Source organism: Agromyces sp. Y558 (assembly GCF_059445415.1).
In genome coordinates this window covers 374,691-390,071 of the sequence record NZ_JCAIUH010000002.1, presented here as the reverse complement: position 1 = coordinate 390,071, position 15,381 = coordinate 374,691, and the positions used below count along the sequence as shown (strand labels likewise).

The following is a 15,381-nucleotide window of genomic DNA, read 5'->3' as shown; positions in this document are numbered from 1 at the left end:
CCGCCCCGGCGGGCGACCGCCTCAGCCCGAGATCAGCAGCGCTGACGGGCGCGGCGACAGCACGTCGTCCAGCACGAGGCATGCGGCGCCGACGGCCGCGACGTCATCGCCCGTCTTCGAGACGGTCATCGCGATGGGATGCGTCGTGACGAGTGCGCTCGACGAATTGACGAGCTCGGAGACCCGAAGCAGCAACGACGACGAGACACGATTCCAGTACGGCCCCCCGAACACCACCGTGTCGAGGTCGAGCAGGTTCGCGACGGTCACGACGGCGACGGCGATGCGGTCGGCCATCACCTCGAGCAGTTCGGATGCCTCAGCGTCGCCGGAACCCGCCAGCGCCGCGATCTGCGCGAGACCGTCGTCGATTTCCCGGCCGCCCAGGCGCTCACAGGGCGCGACGATCAGGCCGGAGGTGATGGCCGAGCCGACGACGGCTCGCGGCATGATCGCGTCGCCGAGGCATCCGCGACGCCCGCAGCCGCAGAGCGGACCCTCGGGATCGACGATGATATGCCCGGCGTCGCCCGCGTTGTTCGTCGCGCCCCGCACCGCCTCGTGCGCGATCGCCAGGCCGACACCGACGCCCGTGCCGTAGTAGAAGAACATGAAGTCATCCCGCTCCTGCGCGGAACTCATCCAGAGCTCCGCAACCGTCGCCGCGGTCACGTCCTTCTCGAGCAGCACCGTCAACCCGGTCGACTCCGCGAGGGCATCCCGGAGCGCGACCCCGTGCCACCCCTCGAGGAGCGGTGGATCGAGCACGACACCGCGTTCGAGGTCGAGTGGCCCCGGTGCCGCGATGCCGACGCCGAGAATGCGAGCGCGATCGACGCCCGCCTCGGCGATGATGGACTCGATCGAGTCGTGCATGCCGGCGATCACCCGATCGGGCGCCACCCCGGAGGGCGTTCTCGTCGCGGAGTGGGCGACCACCCGGCCGTCCAGGTCGAGCACGACATACGTGATCACGGCCGGGTCGAGGTGAACGCCGATCGCGTAACCCCCCGCGGGATCCAGCTCCAGGATGATGCGCGGCTTGCCGACACCGAGGATGCGTTGCCCCGCCTCGCGGATGATGCCCTCATCGAGCAGGCGGCGCGAGACGTTCGACACGGTCTGCGCGCTCAGCCCGGTCTGCTCGGCGATCTCAACTCGGCTCAATCCGTCGCGAGTACGCCGGATCGTGTCGAGTATCACGATCTGGTTGAACCCGCCGAGCGCTTGGACGTTCGTGCCTCGTCGCATGCACACCCCCTCGAGCCGCCTCTGCCACCAGTATGCCGTTCGGGCAGTGCATGGTCGGGCCGTGCATGGTCGGGCAAGAGCGACCGCCCGGGCGTCAGCGCGTGTTCAGGCGGGTCCACGCCTCGAGTGCTGCGGCCATCTCGGCCTGCTTCTTGCTCGACCCCTCGCCTTTCGCCTCGACGAGGTCGCCGACGACGACGGTCGCGATGAAGTGCTTGTTGTGATCGGGACCGCTCTCGGCGACCGTGTACATCGGTGCGACGGCACCCCGGCGGGCGGCGATCTCCTGCAGGCTCGTCTTCGGGTCCATGGCAGCGCCGAACCGGGTCGGGTCTTGCATGAGCGGAGCGACGAGTTGCAGCACGAGCTTCGTTGCGGCGTCGCCGCCGGCATCGAGGTAGACGGCACCGATGATCGCTTCGACGGTGTCGGCGAGGATCGAGGGCTTGTCGGCACCGCCGGTCATCGTCTCGCCGCGTCCCAATCGCACGTACGGGCCGATGCCGATCGCGCGGCCCACCTCGGCCAGCGCAACGCTCGAAACGAGGCTCGCACGCCGCTTGGCGAGTTCGCCCTCGTCGAGGTCGGGGTGGTCGCGAAAGAGCTTCACCGTCACGGCCTGTCCGAGAATCGAGTCGCCCAGGAATTCCAGGCGCTCATTCGTCGGGATTCCGCCGTTCTCATACGCGAATGACCGGTGCGTGAGCGCGAGGCCGAACAGGGCCGGATCGATCGAGATCTGCAGTCGTTGCTGCAGCTCTTCGAGTGTTCGATCCTCTGCCCCGGTGAGCTCCGTTCGCGTCACGACCGGTCGTTCGGGTGTCTGGGGCCGACTAGACGTCGGCGACCTTGCGGCCCTTGTACTCGAGGAACAGCGGGGTACCCGCTGCATCCTCGACGACCTTCGCGCGGTGCGGAAGGCTGTAGGTGACCTTGCCGTTCTCCACGGTCTTGACGAGCGTGGGAACCTCGGCCTTCCACTGCGCACGGCGCATGTGGGTTCGGGCGCGTGACTTCTTCCTCTTGGGAACAGCCATGACTATCTCTCTTCTCTCTGCTGGTCGGCGCCGGATGCGGCATCCGAGCCGTTGTCTTCGGAAGCCTCGAACCCCGAGAGCGCGGCCCAACGTGGGTCGCTGTGCTCAGGGGTGACGAGTTCCGGATGATCGGCCAGTCGGAGCCCTGTCTCGGGGTCGAGACCCGGGCAATCCGGTCGGCACACCGGCTGAAACGGCAGTGCCAGCACTACCGCATCTCGGATGAGTGATTCAAGATCCACGTGGTCGTCTTGAACCTCATACTCGATAGCTTCCCCAGAATGATACCCGAAGAGCTCTTGGAACTCGACTTCGACCGGAAGCGCGATGTCGATGAGGCATCGACCGCACTCCCCCTCGGCGACCGCGTCGATCTCTGCCGAGACGAGGATGCCCTCGTGCACCGACTCGAGTCGCACCTCGAGATCGAGCTCCGAGCCGGGGCGCACAGCCACGAGTCCCTCGCCCATCTGCTCGCCGACGGCGACGATGAACGGGTGCTCGCGCATCTCGCCGGGACGGTTGACGAGGTCGCGCACGTTGACGCGGTACGGGGAATACTTGATGGCCACGATCGACGATTCTACGCGCCGGCAGATGGACGTTCGCCGAAAGCGCGCCGTGCCCCCTCGAAGAGCGACCTCGGTGCGAGCACGGCCCGCACGCGCGCGGCCGGCGTCGAGCCGGTCAGGAGCGCCGCGCGAACGAGCGAGAGGTCGTCGAGCAAGATGCTGCCGGATGCCGCGAGATCGCCGCCCGGCCCGTATCGCTCACGCTCGACCGCGTCACGCAACGCGACGAGTGCGGCCTCGGTTCGCGGATCCTCGAACCCGTCACGCCCGGTGAGCGCCGCAGTGAAGGCTCGCGGCGTCTCGACAGCGTCGCCTCCTGCGCGGAGATCTCGCGCGGTGGCGATCACCTCGTCCCACGCGGCATCCGCGGGTCGCTCACCAGTCACCACTCGACGGCGTCGGCTCCAGCGCTGGCCGAGTCTCAGCACCGCGGGCAGGAGCAGCACGAGTGCGACGACGAGCGCGACCGGCACGCCGCGCTGCCACCATGAGTTCGCAGCGAGCGCGTCGCCGCCCTGCCCGGCCAGATCGCGGTCGGGATCGAGTTCGGGGCGACCGCTCGCACCGGTGGTCGACGGCGCAACACTCGGCGCCGTCGCACCCGAATCCTCGCCAGCGCCCGGTCGCGAGTACTCGGGTACGCTGCCCCGACCCGGCGTCGGCTCGAACGGCACCCAACCGACACCCTCGAAGTACAGCTCCGGCCAGGAATGCAGGTCATGGGAGTCGACTTCGACACGCTGCACACCGTCGACCCGCTCTTGCATGGGCGTGCCCTGGGTGTAGCCGAGGGAAATGCGCGACGGGATGCCGACCTCGCGAGCGAGCACCGCCATGGTCGAGGCGAAGTGCACGCAGTAGCCCGCCTTCGTCTCGAGGAATTCGGCGATGACGTCGAATCCGCCGCCGTCGTACCCGTCAGTCACCGGCGCCTCGGTCGAGTAGTCGAACTGGCTCGACCGCAAGTACGCCTGGATCGCCACGGCCGCATCGTAGGGCGAGGCCGCGTTCGACGCGACCGCAGCGGCCGTCTCGGTGATCACCGACGGAATCTCATCGGGCAGCTCGAGATACCGGTCGAGCTCAGGCGGAGACGCACGCCCCGCGTCACGAAGCTGATCGACCGTGGGCTCGACCTCGAGTCTCGTGACCCGGTAGCGCTGGCCGCCGGTGTTCGTGTCGACGCTGCGCACAGCGAGGCTCTCGGCGTCCCAGAACCACGAGCCGTTCAGTCCCTCGATGCGCGAGGACGGATACGGCACCGGCAACCACGTGGTCCGCACCTCGTCGACGACGACCTCGATCGGATGCTCCGAGGTCGAAACGTCGTCGGAGAGACCGTCTGGGCGCGGCATCGCGTCGACGGTGTTGTCGCCGTCGACGGCCGAATCGGTCGCCCCCCACACCTCGCCTTCGAAGCGATCGAGGGTGAGGAGCGTGAAGTAGGGTCGGTCGGCGTCGCGTGCGAAGTAGTGGAACGCCGGCCGCGGCTCGGGTCGCCGGAGGTCTCGTCCGAGGTCGATGAACGGACTCACCCCCCGCGCGAAGAGCGTGCCCTGGCTCGGTGAGCCGAGCAGCAGGCTCGTCGACACACTCGGGGTCGACGCGGCCAGCACCGACGCGGCGAGGAGCCCGACGGCCGCGAGCCCGAGGGAGACGCCGAAGGTCGAGACGATCGGCACACGCTTCGGAGGGATGATCGTCGCGACGTTCTCGCCCTCGTCGACCGTCATCAGTCGGGCCCGGCGCCGCACCCTCACATCGACGCGGAGGAGGAGGAGGTACGCGGCCGCTGTGAGCACGAGGGTCGGCACCTCGGCGCCCGCCTCGATGATGAAGCCCGGAACGAGGATGGGTACGAGCGCGGGCGCGGCGGCGAGCGCGGGCATGCGGAGAGTCTGCACGAGGATGTCGGTGATGACCGCCATCAGTCCGACGCCGAGCGCGAGTGCGAAGAGCAGCGGGGGCACGGGAATGGCGGGCACCGATTGCTGCTCGATGGTGCGCTGCGCGCCCGACAGGAGCCCTCCGAAGGTCTCGAACGTGCCCTGCGTCGGTACGATGAGCGCGATGCTCGTGGATCCGCCGAAGACGAGCGTGAGCAGCAGCAGGAGCACCACGAGCTCGAGCACCGGCACGAGCGAGGCTGGGGTGCGCACTGCGCGGAGCGCAGTGCCGGAGAAGAGCGTTCCCGCAGCGATGAACGCGCAGAGCCACCACCAGCCGCTGCCGGCGATCAGCGGACCGAGCGCCATCGCGGCGATCGCGAGCAGCAGGAACGATGCGGCGGTCAGCGCGAGCCGCTGCGCCCGCGACAGGGGAACCGGGTCAGGGCGCATCGTTCAGCCCCGCCCTTCACCGTCGCGCCGCGATGCCGATTGGACCGGACCGGACCGTGCAGGGAGCGTCGTGCCCGACCATGCTGCACCGATGTCGGCGGCCCGTCGCACGCGTACCACGCGCCAGTCGGCCTTCTCCAGCGCGTCGACGATGCCGGCGCCGACACCCTCGGTGACGAACACGACGGCCGGTTCGAATGTCGTTCGGAGTGCCACGAGGGTGCGCGCGTCATGCTCGTCGGGGTCGACGAGCACCGCGAACCCCGGCATACGTGCGTCACGGCCGCGCGGGCCCGACTCGGGCGACGACTCGTGCACCGCCTCGCGTGCGTTCGTGTGCTTGGGCGGACCGTCGAGCCTCGCCAGGTCTTCGAGCAGCATGCGATCGCCGCCCGGCATCCGGTACCCGGCTCCCGATTCCTCGGAGAGCAGGCTGCGCTCCGGGTCATCGACACGGTCGCAGCGCACCCGGAACCCGCGCTCCAACAGGTGCATGCCGATCGAGGCGACGATCTCGACGCCGAGTTCGAATCCGAAGTGCGGGCCGACGTCGCCGTCTCGCCGGAGTGCCGACGCCTTCGGCCGCCCGGCGAGCGTCGTATCGAGGATGATGCGCGCTTCGGGATCACCGCGCTGCTCCTCTTCGCGCACCATGAGCTCACCGCGGCGTGCGGTCGCAGCCCAATTCACCCGGCGAAGCGGATCGCCGTACCGATACTCGCGAGCGATGAGCTCGTCGGAGTTGGGGTGTGAGCGTCGCTGCAGACCGTTGAGCACGCCGTCGACGCTCGCCGCCGAACCGAGCGCGGCGTCGAGCGGGGTGATCCGCGGGGTCACGGCCACCTCGTGGCCGTTGCCGACGTCGCGTTCGATGCGCGCGAGGCCGAACGGGTCGGCGATGACCACCCGCAACGGACCGATCTGGTACATGCCTCGCCGTGGCATCCGGAGCCGGTATTCGAGACGAGCCGAGTCGTCGCCGGTCGGCAGCATGGATTCGTGCGGCCCGATCGCCGGGAGGATCGCCTCGGCCGGCGCGGTCAGTGCCGTGGGCACGCGATCACGCCAGTGCGCGCCGTCGAAGGTGCGACGCGACCGGTTCTTCACGACGAGTGAGACCAGCGTCGATCCCCCGGCAGCGACCACGGGCGGTGAGAATCGGCGGGTAACGGCGATGCGGGGTTTTCGCATCGCGACGAAGAGCGCGGCGACGGCCGGCATCGCGATGCCGACGAACGCGAGCACGAGGATGTCACGCAGATCGAACCACAGCGACACCGCGAGGAGCAGTGCCCCGACGATCACGAGCGTCGCACCCCGCCGGGTGAGTCGCGGCCAGGTCGCGACTCGAGCGGAGCGGGGGCGCCACATTTCAGTTCCTTCGCGCGCTGCCGACCGGAACCGGCGTCTCCCCCACGATGCGGCGCACGATGGCGTCGATGAGCGGCCCGCTGTCACGGTCGTGCGCCCCGATCGCACGACTGGTGGGCACGAGGCGATGGGCGAGCACGGGCACCGCGAGCGCGTCGACGTCGTCGGGCAGCACGAAGTCGCGGCCGTGCATCGCCGCGTGCGCCTTCGCCGCGCGGATGAGCTGCAGCGTGGCGCGCGGACTCGCACCCAGTCGCAACTGACGGTCTTCGCGAGTGGCCCGAGCGAGGTCGACGGCATACTCTTTGACCGGCTGCGAGGTGAACACGTGCTGCACCGCCTCGATCATGCCGCGAAACTCTTCGAGAGTGACGACCGGCTCGAGGTCGTCGAGCGGGCTCGAGGTCTCGCGCGTCGAGAGCATCGCGAGTTCATCGGCCGACGACGGGTACCCCATGGAGATGCGGGCCATGAACCGGTCGCGCTGCGCCTCGGGCAGCGGGTAGGTGCCCTCCATCTCGACCGGGTTCTGCGTCGCGATGACCGTGAACGGCGGCTCGAGGTGGTACGTCGTGCCGTCGGCGGTGACCTGCCGCTCTTCCATGCACTCGAGGAGCGCCGACTGCGTCTTCGGACTCGCGCGGTTGATCTCGTCGCCGATCACGATGTTGGCGAACACGGGCCCGTGCTTGAACTCGAATCGCCGACTCGCCTGGTCGAACACCGAGACGCCCGTGACGTCGCTCGGCAGCAGGTCGGGGGTGAACTGGATGCGGCTGACGGTCGCGTCGACCGAGCGGGCGAGGGTCTTGGCGAGCATCGTCTTGCCGACGCCGGGGACGTCTTCGATGAGCAAGTGCCCCTCGGCGAGCAGCACGGTCAGGGAACTGGTCACGGCGTCGCGCTTGCCGGCGATGACCGTCTCGACGTTCTGCACGATCGAGGCCGCTCGAGCGCCGACCTCGTCGATGCCCATCTTCGCCGCGATGGCGGTGACCTCGGTCATGGTGTCGTCGCCGCCTGCAGGTAGTCGGCGACGACGGCTGGCACGTAGGGTGCGACGTCGCCGCCGAGCGCCGACACCTGTCTCACGAGCGAACTCGAGACGTGCGCATTCGCAGGGTCGGGCAGGAGGAAGACCGTCTCGACCCCCGCGAGGTGCCGATTGACGATCGCCATGGGCGTCTCGTACCCGACGTCGAGCTGCGACCGCACGCCCTTGACGAGCACCGAGGCACCGACGTCGCTGCAGTAATCGACGAGGAGACCCATGGTCCACGACGCCACGACGATGCGCCCCTCGATGCCGGCGTCGGCGATCGAGCGTTCGATGAGCGCGACCCGCTGGGCGATCGGCAACAGCGCGGTCTTGTCGGGATTGTGCACGACGACGACGTGCAATTCGTCGTAGAGCCCCGCTGCTCGCCCGATGACATCGAGATGGCCGAGCGTGACGGGGTCGAACGATCCTGGGACGACGGCGATCCGCTGCATACGCACCAGCGTACTGCCCGGATGCCACAGCGTGAGGCGCTGTGGAGAGTCTCAGCCCTTGCTCAGGTACCCGCTCGCCTCCTCGTCGAGACGTCGCCGAACGGCGGCGGCGAGAGCGGGGTGATCGGCGAGCCCGTCGCCGCTCGCCAACAGCTCCTGCGCGAGTTCTCGCGCCTCGGCGATGAGGTCGCCGTCGCGGGCGACCCTGAGCAACTTCAGCGACGAACGGCCACCCGATTGCGTGGCGCCCAGCACGTCGCCCTCCTGCCGCAGTTCAAGGTCGGCCTGGGCGAGCTCGAAGCCGTCGAGCGTCGCTGCGACCGCCTCGACGCGCTGCAACCCCAGTGACCCCGGCACTGCGGACGTCACGAGCAGGCACAGACCCGGCACACTGCCTCGACCGACGCGGCCACGCAATTGGTGCAACTGCGAGACGCCGAATCGGTCGGCATCGACCACGACCATCGCACTCGCGTTCGGCACGTCGACGCCGACCTCGATGACCGTCGTCGCGACGAGCACGTCGAGCTCGCCTGCTGCGAACGCACGCATCGTGGCGTCTTTCTCCTCAGCCGACATGCGACCGTGCAACGGTGCGATGCGAACGTCGGCGAACCGGTCGTCGGCCCGCAGCTCGGCGAGCACCGCAGTGACGGATGCGACGGGCCCGGCGGCATCTGCAGAGCCCTCGTCGCCCCGCCCCTCTGCACCCGAACCCACATCTTCGACGACTTTCGCCTCGATCGCCGGACACACGACGAAGGCCTGGCGCCCCTGACCGATCTCTTCCGCGAGCCGTTCCCAGATGCGCTGGCGCCACGTCGGCCGGATCGCGAGCGGCACGACCTGCGAGGTGATGCCGGCGCGGCCGGCCGGCAACTCACGGATCGTCGACACGTCGAGATCGCCGAACACCGTCATCGCGACGGTGCGCGGAATGGGTGTCGCCGTGAGCACGAGCACGTGCGGCGGGTTTCGGCCCTTCAGGCGCAACGCCTCGCGCTGCTCGACACCGAATCGGTGCTGCTCGTCGACGACCACGAGGCCGAGGTCGGCGAAGGAGACCGTGTCTCCGAGGAGGGCATGCGTGCCCACGACGATGCGCGACTGCCCGGCCGCAGCGCGCAGCATGGCCTTCTTGCGCTGCGCCAACGGCAGCTGGCCGGTGAGGAGGGTCGGCACGAGTTCGGCGGCGAGGTCGGGGCCGAGCATCTTCGCGATCGAACGCAGGTGCTGGCCGGCCAGTACCTCGGTCGGTGCGAGCAGAGCGGACTGCCCACCGGAATCGGCGACGGCGAGCATCGCCCGCAGCGCGACGACGGTCTTGCCCGAGCCCACCTCGCCCTGCACCAGCCGGTTCATCGGCACCGGTTCGCCGAGGTCGTGCGCGATCTCGGCGCCGACCTCGTTCTGGTCGCCGGTGAGGGTGAACGGCAGCGCGGCGTCGAAGCGCTCGAGCAGCCCACCGGGCACCGGCTGCCGCGCCGCCGTCGTGTGCGTGCGGAGCTCGGCACGCCGCTCCAGCAACGCCGTCTGCAAGACGAACGCCTCGGTGAAGCGCAGGGTGCGCCGTGCGCTCTTCCAATCGCCGTCGCGTTCGGGCCGGTGCACGAATTCGAGTGCCTCGCGGTGGGCGAGCAGCGACTTCGCCTGCCGCACGCTCGGCGGGATCGGATCGTCGAGCGGCGCAAGCCCGTCGAGCACGAGCGCGACGGCCTTGGCGATCTGCCAGCTGGCGAGGGTGCCCGTCGCAGGATAGATCGGGATCGGCGCCTCGGCCCACCGCTTCGCCGCGGCGTCGCCCGCCTCGACCGGCGCAGCTTCGTCGAACAGCTCGTAGTCGGGGTGTGCAAGCTGACGCTGACCCTTGTAGTCGCTCACCTTGCCCGCGAAGATGCCGCGCCGCCCGGGGCGGAGATCGGCGGCCCGCCAGCGCTGGTTGAAGAACGTGAGGGTCAGCACACCAGTGCCATCGGTGATCTTCGCCTCGACGATCGAGCCGCGCCGCGCGCGCATCGAACGCTCGCCGACCTCGATCACCTCGGCGATGATCGTGATGTTCTCGTCGAGTGGCAGCGACTCGAGCGCGGTCAGCTCACCCCGCATCACATACCGACGCGGATAGTGGGCGAGGAGGTCTCCGACGGTGCGGTGGCCGAAGCCGCGCTCGAAGGCCTGCGCCGTGCGACCGCCGAGTGCTCCCGAGAGTTTGGAGTCGAGGGTGAACGCGCCGGGGGCGGCCTCGCCGCCCGCCGTCACCCCTGCACCATCGGTCATGCGTCGATCGTAGGCTCCGCCTCCGTCAGCGCGGCGAGCTCGGCCTGCACGTACGGGTCGGCGGGGCGGGCCGCTGTGAGTTCGCGCTGCATCGCGAGTGCTTCGTCGGTGCGACCGACGCTGCGCAGGCACCGTGCGACCGACCAACGGGCGACGTGGCGTTGCTCGGCGGTGCCGTAGCGATCCGCCGCCTCGACGGCCTGCTCGAAGTGCGAGAGCGCCGCCTCGGCGCGCCCGCCGTCGTGAAGGGTCCAGCCGAGGTTGTTGTGCAGTGCGACCCCCCATCGACGCACTCGGGGGTCGCGCGCACCGGCGAGCACGTCGAATCCCTCGGCGGCCCACTCCTCCTCGTGCCCGACATCGTTCAGGGCGAGCATGTGCAGCGCGTCGAGCACGAGGAACGGCGAGCCGGCGAGCGCGGCCTCGCGAACACCGCGGGTGAGTTCGGGCACGGCATCGGCAGGGCGGGCATCGGATGCCGCGAGCCGGCCTCGTTCGATGGCCACCCGCGCCCGCAACTCCGCGGCATCCGCCTCGACATCGTTGGCGGGGGTATCGGACGCGACCGTGTCGAGCACGGCGAGCGCCTCGGCCAGCCGCCCCTGGATGCCGAGCGCCCGCGCAAGCTGGGTCGCCATCACGGCGCGCACGTGCGCGGAGTTCCCGTCGTCATCGTCAGCGGCCTCCCGGAACCGCTCCTCACTGGCCGCTGGGTCGCTGAAATCCCAGAGTCGGTCGATCATCTGCTGTTCGGCGCCCCGGTGTCGGGACGGTTCGGCGGGCACCTGGTCGGTCGAGTCATCCACCCTCCCATCATGGCAGCGCAGCGGGGTCGCCCGTTATGCTGCCGAGAGCATGACCCGCATCATCGCCGGATTCGCCGGCTCTCTGACCCTCCGGGTGCCGCGTTCCGGCACCCGTCCGACGAGCGACCGGGTGCGCGAGGCGATCTTCTCCGCCCTCGAGGCACGAGACGCCCTCGAGGGCGCACGAGTGCTCGACCTGTACGCCGGATCCGGTGCGCTCGGGCTCGAGGCTGCGAGCCGCGGCGCGACCGACGTCGTCCTCGTCGAACGTGCCAAACCCGCCGCCGAAATCTGCCGCGCCAACGCCGGAGCACTCCTGAAGGCGACACGCGGCCACCACGCACCGCACATCCGAGTGGTCGTGCGTGCGGTCGCCGCCTACCTCGACGGCGCGCCGGCCGGCGTCGACATCGCGTTCATCGACCCGCCCTACGAGCTCGACGACGTCGCGCTCGCCCGGGATCTCGAGCTGCTCGCACCCCTGCTCGCCCCGGATGCGATCGTGATGGTCGAGCGCAGCTCCCGCTCACCCGAACCTCGGTGGCCGGCGGGCGTCGCCGCCGAACGTCGGCGCGACTACGGTGAGACCACCCTCTGGTGGGCGAGCACGACGAACTCGGTGAACCCGGCAACCACGGATCAGCCCGATCGGCCATCCCAGCCGGAGTAGGGATCCCACCCGGAGGCGTCGATCGCGACTGCGTCGACGAAGAGCTCACCCGCGGCTGCCGTCACCAGACCGATGCGCTCGAACGGCTCGGGCAGCGCCACGCCGGGGGGGAACGTCGCGAGCAAGCCGTGGTCTTCCCCGCCTGCGAGCGCGAGCCGCACATCCGGCCCGAGCGCGGCGGCGGAGAAGTCGAACCCGACGCCGCTCGCCACCGCGATGCGGCGGGCGTCGCGAGCGAGCCCGTCGGAGACGTCGAGCATCGCCGTGGCCCCGGCCTCGGCTGCAACGACCCCGGCCGCGACCGGCGGGGAGGGTGCGAGCTGCGCGCCGATGAGCTCTGGAAACCGGGCGCGGAGCGATTCGGCCAGCTCGGCATCGGGCGCGCCCGCGGCATCCGTCGCCTCGTCGAACAGCAGCGCGAGCCCGCGGGCGGCGTCGCCGCGCGCACCTGCGTGCGCCACGACGTCGCCGGGACGTGCACCGCTGCGGGTCACCGGTGCACGACCCTCGAGGTCGCCGAAGGCGGTCACTGCAATCGTCATCACAGCCGAGGCCGACAGGTCGCCGCCGACGACGCCCGCGCCCGGCGCGAGCACCGCGAGCGCCTCGCGGACGCCATCCGCGATGCCCTCGAGCACCGACGCATCCGTCGACGGCGGAACGGCGATCGCCACGACGAGCGCGGTCGGCCGGGCGCCCATCGCCGCGACATCCGTGAGGTTCGTGGCGGCCGCCTTCCACCCGAGCTCGAACGGGGTCGACCACGCGAGGCGGAAGTCGGGCCCGTGCACCATGAGGTCGGTGGTCACGACGAACCGCCCGTCGGCTGCAGAGACGACTGCTGCGTCATCGCCGGCGCCGAGGAGCGCAGCGTCGCCCGGGCGCAGTCGCGGCAGGATCAACCCGAGCACCGCGTCTTCGCCGAGCGCGCCGACGGTTCGAGAGTGCGCCGCGGCATCCGCTGGCTGAAGCTCGTGCATGCCCATCACGCTAGCGTGCGCGCCGTCAGCAGTTGGGTCGGCAGGCCCGCTGCGAGAGCGCGTCGGTGAGCACAACGCTCAGGTCTTCCGGGCGGGCTGCGGAGTAGGCAGCGCCGCCGGTGGCCTCGGCGATCCTGCGCATCGAATCGATATCGGTGTCGGGGCCGATGCCGATGAGCACCACGGGCACCGGCTTGTCAGGGTCGTTCAGGGCTGCGAGCTCGGCCAGCACCTGTTCGCCCGAGATGCCGACCTCGTCTTCGTTGCGCCCGTCGGTGAGCAGCAGCACCGAATTGACCTTCGCGGGGTCGTACGTCTCGAGCACGCTCTTCACCGCCGCGAGCGTGGTGTCGTAGAGGCCCGTCGCGCCGCCCAATCGTGCCGGCAGTGAGGCGATGACCTCGTTCATGTGCTGCTTGTGGGCGTCGCTGGAGAGGCGATCGATCGGCGCGAGCTCCTCCCAGTCCTGCTCGCCGACTCGAAGTGTGGAGAACCCCCACATGCCGAGGTCGACCTGCTCCGAGAATTGGTCGATGGTGGCCGCTGCTGCCTGCTGGAGCACATCGATGCGACGCTGACCGGACACGGTCGGCTCCTCCATCGACCCCGAGAGGTCGACCACGGCGAGGATGCGCGACCGCACGCTCACGACGCCCCAGGTGCGCAGAATCGCGACTTGAGCGGATGCCGCGGCCGAGCTCACCTCGATCGGCGTCTCGATCACGCCGTCCTGCTCGAGTTTTCCGCCGCCGCTGCCGTCGCGGAAGCCGTCGGTCGCGAATTGCGTGCTCGCCTCCCAGAGGGCGATCTTCAATGCGCCGAGCTCGCGGGCACGGAGCTCGAGCGCGAGGCTGTCGGCATCGGGTTCGGCGCGTGCCTCACCCTCGGCGGGCAGGTTCTTGGCGAGCTCGCTCTCCTCGAGGAGCCGAAGGAACGGGTAGCTGAGTGCGAGGCTTCCATCGCTCGGGTAGAGCGCGACGAGCGGGTCGGCGCCCTCCTTGCGGTTGTGCAGGGCAATTTGCTGCTCGCTGGCGATCGCCACGGTGCCGGGCTCGCTCACAGTGAGCGCGGCGAACGCCGCGTCGGCGTTCGCGGGAACTTCCCCGTTGAGCCTGAACATCGCGTCTTGGAACTGCCGCGGCTGGGTGATGTCCACCTCGCCCTGAAGCGACTGCAGCGCGCTCAGGCTGGCCGACGATGCCTCGGGATCGGGCAGCAATGCGTCGAACTGGTCGATCAGCAGCCCTCTCCAGCTGAGGTCGACGCCGGTGAACTCCTCGGCGCGGCTCACGGGAGCGGCGAAGATCACCGGGCTCGTCGCGATCGAACGTTCGAGCGCGATGTCGGGCACCGGGCGACCGAGGGAGCGCGCCATGCTCGACATGCGCACGAGCCAGACCGGCGAGTCCGGAATCCACGCGTCGACCGCGGACGCGTTGCCGGAAGCGAGCACGGCAGCAGTGTCGGCCGACGCCTGCGCCTGCACCTCGGTGTGCGAGCATGCCGCCTCGCTCGCGTCGTACTCGGCCGCGACGGCTTGCACCGTTGCCGCGATCGCCGGGTCGGCCACGACGGTCAGTTCGGCCGGCTCGGTGCACTCGACGACCGGATCGAGCCAGGCACCGAGTCCGCCGGTGGCCCACGCGGTGCCGACGGCTCCGACGCCGCCGACGAGTACGACGGTCGCGACCGCCGCGGCGATGACGGTGTTCGTACGGCGCCGCCGCTTCCTATTCTGCTCTCGCTCGCTTCGACGACTCACTCGTGCTCCATTGCTCGTCGGTGAGTAGTTTCGCTCACCGCGCTCGGGATCACCGCGATCGTTCAGGGGGTCCAACGGGGTAGGGCATCGCGGCGTGCTGCTAAGCATCATGACATTCGATCACCCGAAACGCATCTTCCGCGTCGGTCCGGAGCTGGGCGGCACCCGGCTTCCGGCCGTCTCAGTCGCGATATCCTGAGCGGGATGTCTCTGTCACCCCAGTCCGCCCGACCGCACCTGCGGCTCCGAGTACTCGCTTCGGCGGCCCTCACCGCGGCCTCGGTGTTCGTGCTCGCCGCGTGCAGCCAGACCGTGCCGGTCGAGACCGCACTCGAGGCGAGTGATGTCGATTGCGCCGCCGTCGTCGTTCGATTGCCCGACACGCTCGCCAAAGGCACGGATGCCGAGCAGGTGCAGCGTGAGACGAACGCGCAGGGCACCGGCGCATGGGGCACGCCGGCTTCGGTGGTGCTGCGCTGCGGGGCGGAGACGCCGGGCCCGACCACCGATCGCTGCGTCAGCGTCAACGGCGTCGACTGGGTCATCGACGAGTCTGAAGCCCCACAGTACCTGTTCACCACCTACGGGCGCACGCCCGCCGTCGAAGTGCTCGTCGACAACGACGTCGTCTCGGGCACGACGGTGATCACCGAGCTCGCTGCCGCGGTCTCCGTGATTCCGGCCGATGGTGCGTGTACGACACTCGACGATCCCGTCGAGTGACGTCTGCAGGTTGAGCCCGCCGAAACCCACCTGACGTCTGCAGGTTGAGCCCGCCGAAACCCACCTGACGTCTGCAGGTTGAGCCCGCCGAAACCCACC

14 protein-coding genes are annotated in these 15,381 nt (G+C 69.8%); 2 read left to right on the top strand and 12 right to left on the bottom strand.

Annotated elements, in window-relative coordinates; translation table 11 throughout:
* Positions 1–21 precede the first annotated feature (21 nt).
* The 10 genes from AC1C2T_RS13625 to AC1C2T_RS13580 all read right to left on the bottom strand — a co-directional run bounded on the left by AC1C2T_RS13625 (position 22) and on the right by AC1C2T_RS13580 (position 11,147).
* Positions 22–1,251 (bottom strand): ROK family transcriptional regulator, encoded by a 1,230-nt coding sequence (locus tag AC1C2T_RS13625; RefSeq protein WP_495385666.1) that lies wholly within the window; start codon positions 1,249–1,251, stop codon positions 22–24.
* Between the two features lie 94 nt (positions 1,252–1,345).
* Entirely contained in the window at positions 1,346–2,056 is a 711-nt protein-coding gene (gene rnc / locus AC1C2T_RS13620) for a ribonuclease III (RefSeq protein WP_495360451.1), read from the bottom strand.
* 28 nt (positions 2,057–2,084) lie between these two features.
* The gene (gene rpmF, locus AC1C2T_RS13615; RefSeq protein ID WP_495353628.1) at positions 2,085–2,288 is read right to left on the bottom strand and encodes a 50S ribosomal protein L32; all 204 of its coding nucleotides are present in this window, start codon (positions 2,286–2,288) and stop codon (positions 2,085–2,087) included.
* A gap of 2 nt (positions 2,289–2,290) precedes the next feature.
* A complete protein-coding gene (locus AC1C2T_RS13610; protein WP_495360452.1) occupies positions 2,291–2,860 on the bottom strand; it encodes a YceD family protein in 570 nt (189 codons plus the stop codon).
* An 11-nt stretch (positions 2,861–2,871) separates the two neighbouring features.
* Positions 2,872–5,199, bottom strand: a complete 2,328-nt coding sequence (locus AC1C2T_RS13605; protein WP_495385665.1) for a transglutaminase TgpA family protein — start codon at positions 5,197–5,199, stop codon at positions 2,872–2,874.
* Positions 5,200–5,202: 3 nt separating this feature from the next.
* Positions 5,203–6,570, bottom strand: a complete 1,368-nt coding sequence (locus tag AC1C2T_RS13600; RefSeq protein ID WP_495385664.1) for a DUF58 domain-containing protein — start codon at positions 6,568–6,570, stop codon at positions 5,203–5,205.
* A gap of 1 nt (position 6,571) precedes the next feature.
* Positions 6,572–7,576: an AAA family ATPase gene (locus tag AC1C2T_RS13595; RefSeq protein ID WP_495360455.1), complete on the bottom strand. Its 1,005-nt coding sequence runs from the start codon at positions 7,574–7,576 to the stop codon at positions 6,572–6,574.
* Entirely contained in the window at positions 7,573–8,064 is a 492-nt protein-coding gene (coaD, locus tag AC1C2T_RS13590; protein WP_495360456.1) for a pantetheine-phosphate adenylyltransferase, read from the bottom strand. Before coaD ends, AC1C2T_RS13595 begins: the two co-directional genes overlap by 4 nt.
* Positions 8,065–8,115: 51 nt before the next feature.
* Complete coding sequence (locus tag AC1C2T_RS13585) at positions 8,116–10,341, bottom strand: ATP-dependent DNA helicase RecG (protein ID WP_495385663.1); 2,226 nt, start codon at positions 10,339–10,341, stop codon at positions 8,116–8,118.
* Positions 10,338–11,147: a tetratricopeptide repeat protein gene (locus AC1C2T_RS13580; protein WP_495360458.1), complete on the bottom strand. Its 810-nt coding sequence runs from the start codon at positions 11,145–11,147 to the stop codon at positions 10,338–10,340. The genes AC1C2T_RS13585 and AC1C2T_RS13580 overlap by 4 nt, the downstream gene beginning before the upstream one ends.
* A 49-nt stretch (positions 11,148–11,196) precedes the next feature.
* Between AC1C2T_RS13580 and rsmD the strand changes: the two genes are divergently transcribed.
* The gene (gene rsmD, locus AC1C2T_RS13575; protein WP_495385662.1) at positions 11,197–11,817 is read left to right on the top strand and encodes a 16S rRNA (guanine(966)-N(2))-methyltransferase RsmD; all 621 of its coding nucleotides are present in this window, start codon (positions 11,197–11,199) and stop codon (positions 11,815–11,817) included.
* On the opposite strand, the gene thiL is transcribed toward rsmD, so the two are convergent.
* On the bottom strand, positions 11,787–12,797 hold the full coding sequence (gene thiL / locus AC1C2T_RS13570; protein WP_495385661.1) for a thiamine-phosphate kinase: 1,011 nt from the start codon (positions 12,795–12,797) through the stop codon (positions 11,787–11,789). The genes rsmD and thiL overlap by 31 nt on opposite strands.
* 25 nt (positions 12,798–12,822) lie before the next feature.
* On the bottom strand, positions 12,823–14,559 hold the full coding sequence (locus tag AC1C2T_RS13565; protein ID WP_495360461.1) for a VWA domain-containing protein: 1,737 nt from the start codon (positions 14,557–14,559) through the stop codon (positions 12,823–12,825).
* Positions 14,560–14,763: 204 nt separating this feature from the next.
* On the opposite strand from AC1C2T_RS13565, the gene AC1C2T_RS13560 reads away from it, so the two are divergent.
* Positions 14,764–15,282 carry a DUF3515 family protein gene (locus tag AC1C2T_RS13560; RefSeq protein ID WP_495360462.1) on the top strand — a complete coding sequence of 173 codons (519 nt, stop codon included), beginning with the start codon at positions 14,764–14,766 and terminating at the stop codon, positions 15,280–15,282.
* Positions 15,283–15,381 lie beyond the last annotated feature (99 nt).

Excerpts from the sequence above, each read along its gene's own strand:
- AC1C2T_RS13625 (WP_495385666.1), bottom strand. The coding sequence starts at position 1,251 with ATGCGACGAGGCACGAACGTCCAAGCGCTCGGCGGGTTCAACCAGATC.
- rpmF (WP_495353628.1), bottom strand. The coding sequence starts at position 2,288 with ATGGCTGTTCCCAAGAGGAAGAAGTCACGCGCCCGAACCCACATGCGC.
- AC1C2T_RS13605 (WP_495385665.1), bottom strand. The coding sequence starts at position 5,199 with ATGCGCCCTGACCCGGTTCCCCTGTCGCGGGCGCAGCGGCTCGCGCTG.
- AC1C2T_RS13600 (WP_495385664.1), bottom strand. The coding sequence starts at position 6,570 with ATGTGGCGCCCCCGCTCCGCTCGAGTCGCGACCTGGCCGCGACTCACC.
- AC1C2T_RS13595 (WP_495360455.1), bottom strand. The coding sequence starts at position 7,576 with ATGACCGAGGTCACCGCCATCGCGGCGAAGATGGGCATCGACGAGGTC.
- coaD (WP_495360456.1), bottom strand. The coding sequence starts at position 8,064 with ATGCAGCGGATCGCCGTCGTCCCAGGATCGTTCGACCCCGTCACGCTC.
- AC1C2T_RS13585 (WP_495385663.1), bottom strand. The coding sequence starts at position 10,341 with ATGACCGATGGTGCAGGGGTGACGGCGGGCGGCGAGGCCGCCCCCGGC.
- rsmD (WP_495385662.1), top strand. The coding sequence starts at position 11,197 with ATGACCCGCATCATCGCCGGATTCGCCGGCTCTCTGACCCTCCGGGTG.
- thiL (WP_495385661.1), bottom strand. The coding sequence starts at position 12,797 with ATGCACGAGCTTCAGCCAGCGGATGCCGCGGCGCACTCTCGAACCGTC.
- AC1C2T_RS13560 (WP_495360462.1), top strand. The coding sequence starts at position 14,764 with ATGTCTCTGTCACCCCAGTCCGCCCGACCGCACCTGCGGCTCCGAGTA.